This window comes from Citrobacter sp. Awk 2, from assembly GCF_028069815.1.
Lineage (GTDB): Bacteria > Pseudomonadota > Gammaproteobacteria > Enterobacterales > Enterobacteriaceae > Citrobacter.
The window spans coordinates 1-2,584 of the sequence record NZ_JANEWL010000190.1 but is presented as its reverse complement, the minus strand read 5'-3'; the positions used below and the strand labels follow the sequence as shown (position 1 = coordinate 2,584).

3 protein-coding genes are annotated in these 2,584 nt (G+C 47.3%); all 3 read left to right on the top strand.

Features of this window, described 5'->3' with window-relative positions; all coding sequences use genetic code 11:
- Positions 1 to 150 precede the first annotated feature (150 nt).
- Positions 151 to 1,476: a reactive chlorine resistance oxidoreductase RclA gene (rclA, locus tag NNO02_RS22995; protein ID WP_271455845.1), complete on the top strand. Its 1,326-nt coding sequence runs from the start codon at positions 151 to 153 to the stop codon at positions 1,474 to 1,476.
- Between the two features lie 171 nt (positions 1,477 to 1,647).
- Positions 1,648 to 1,884, top strand: coding sequence for a reactive chlorine resistance periplasmic protein RclB (gene rclB, locus NNO02_RS22990; protein ID WP_271455847.1), 237 nt, complete (start codon positions 1,648 to 1,650; stop codon positions 1,882 to 1,884).
- 10 nt (positions 1,885 to 1,894) lie between these two features.
- Positions 1,895 to 2,455 (top strand): reactive chlorine resistance membrane protein RclC, encoded by a 561-nt coding sequence (gene rclC, locus NNO02_RS22985; protein WP_271455846.1) that lies wholly within the window; start codon positions 1,895 to 1,897, stop codon positions 2,453 to 2,455.
- Positions 2,456 to 2,584: the final 129 nt, after the last annotated feature.

Here is a 2,584-nt window from a genome sequence, read left to right as displayed (position 1 = left end):
ACTTTATATTTTATCTGGAGGCTTTTAAATTTTTATTATATGGCTGTAGACGATTGAACAGAAAGTGGCGCGTTATGGATATGCTGACCTGACAGGGCACTGCCTATAATCCAGAGTAACAAATGAACAATGACTTTGCGGAGAGGCAGTATGAAACAGTATCAGGCGATCATTATTGGATTTGGCAAAGCAGGTAAGACGCTGGCGGCTACGCTGGCAAAGACGGGCTGGCGGGTAGCGATTATTGAGCAATCCAACACCATGTATGGCGGAACATGCATTAATATCGGCTGTATTCCAACCAAAGCCCTGGTGCACGATGCTGAGCTTCAGCATGACTTTGCGACTGCGATGCAACGTAAAACTTCCGTGGTCAGTTTTCTGCGCGATAAAAACTTCCATAATCTGGCCGATCTGGAAAATGTGGATGTGATTGAAGGGCGTGCTGAATTTGTCGACAACCATACCGTGCGGGTAATGCAATCGACAGGAACGATTGAGCTGAGCGGTGAGAAGATTTTTATTAATACCGGTGCACAGTCGACGATTCCGGATATTGAGGGATTATCCAGTACGCCAGGCGTCTTTGACAGCACCGGGTTGCTGAATTTGACCCAACGCCCACAGCGCCTGGGTATCCTGGGAGGGGGCTATATCGGCGTTGAGTTTGCGTCGATGTTTGCCAACTTCGGCAGTCAGGTCACTATTTTTGAGGCTGCACCGCTGTTTTTACCCCGTGAGGACCGGGATATCGCCGATGCGATCGTTGATATTTTACGCGATAAAGGCGTAGAGCTGATCCTCAATGCTAAGGTGCAGTCGGTTTCGTCTCATGATGGCGCGGTGCAGCTACAGATGCCGGAAGGGGAACAGGTTGTTGACGCACTGCTGGTCGCATCAGGCCGCAAGCCGGCGACCGAACAGCTGCAACTGAAAAAAGCCGGTGTCGATGTGAACGATCGTGGCGGCATTATTGTGAATAAGTATTTGCGGACATCGGCGGATAACATCTGGGCTATGGGAGATGTAACGGGGGGGCTGCAATTTACCTATATCTCACTGGACGACTTCCGTATTGTGCGTGATGGTCTGTTAGGCGAAGGGCTGCGAAACACCGGCGATCGGCAAAATGTGCCATATTCCGTGTTTATGACACCGCCGCTTTCCCGCGTGGGGATGACTGAAGAGCAGGCTCGTGCCAGTGGTGCGGCGGTACAGGTGGTGACGCTTCCCGTCGCTGCGATTCCACGGGCGCGAGTCATGGATGATACGCGTGGTGTACTTAAAGCGGTGGTGGACACGGATACGCAGCAGATATTAGGTGTCTCACTGCTGTGTGTGGATTCGCATGAGATGATTAATATCATTAAAACGGTGATGGATGCCGGCTTACCTTATACCGTATTGCGCGACCAAATATTTACCCATCCAAGTATGAGTGAGTCATTAAACGATCTTTTTTCTCTCGTTCAATAATAAATATAGCGTCTGCATCTTTGCCCCACTTGTGTGGGGCTTTTTTTTATCATGCTTTTATAAAGCAATACTATCGAACAGCTATTCTGGCGTTCTGGAATAAATGAAATTAGTGGCTGTGTTTTATTATATCGGTACTGAAATTACGAATGAATGGAAATAGAAATGAACATGGTTAAAACGACGCTACTGATGACAACGTTATTGGCGGCACCAGTGACTTTTTCCGTACTGGCCCAGACACCAACCGAACTGGCCCACGTCAGTGTATCCGCTGTTTCAGCGGCACCTTCTGTTGTCGAAGCGGCCATTGCTAAACTGGCGCAAGAAAAGCAGGCATCCTCATGGAGAATTACCTCGATGAGAATTGATGGCAGTACTTATGCCACTGCAATTTTGTACAAGTAGGATAGCCGTCATGGAAAAATATCTTCGTTTACTGGGGCAGGGGGATCGAATTGGATTAACCTTGATTCGCCTGAGTATTGCGATTGTCTTTATCTGGATTGGTTTATTGAAATTTATACCTTATGAAGCTGACAGTATTACACCGTTTGTGGCAAACAGCCCGCTGATGTCATTCTTTTATGAACATCCGAATGAATACCAACAGCATTTGACGCACGAAGGTGAGTTAAAACCGCAAGAGCGAGAATGGCAAACTGCGAATAATACGTATCGCTTCTCTAATGGGCTCGGTGTAGTTGAAATTATTATCGCGCTGCTGGTGCTTGCTAATCCGATCAGCCGGTGGTTAGGATTGATGGGGGGAGTGCTGGCATTTGCAACGCCGGTTGTCACCTTGTCGTTTTTAATTACCACACCGGAAGCATGGGTTATGCCATTGGGTGATTTACACCACGGTTTTCCGTATTTATCGGGGGCGGGACGTCTGGTGCTAAAAGACACGTTAATGTTGGCTGGGGCAGTGATGATAATTGCTGATTCTGCCCGAGCAATCGTTAAACAACGGTATTGAATTTTTAACGCTGTACCCTCTGTAAGATAGTTTGCCACTCTAATTTAATTCGGTATTTACCGGGGCCAGCATGATGCTGGCCTTTTTTATAACTTAAGTTAAATTACGATTAATATACCTGAATAATGC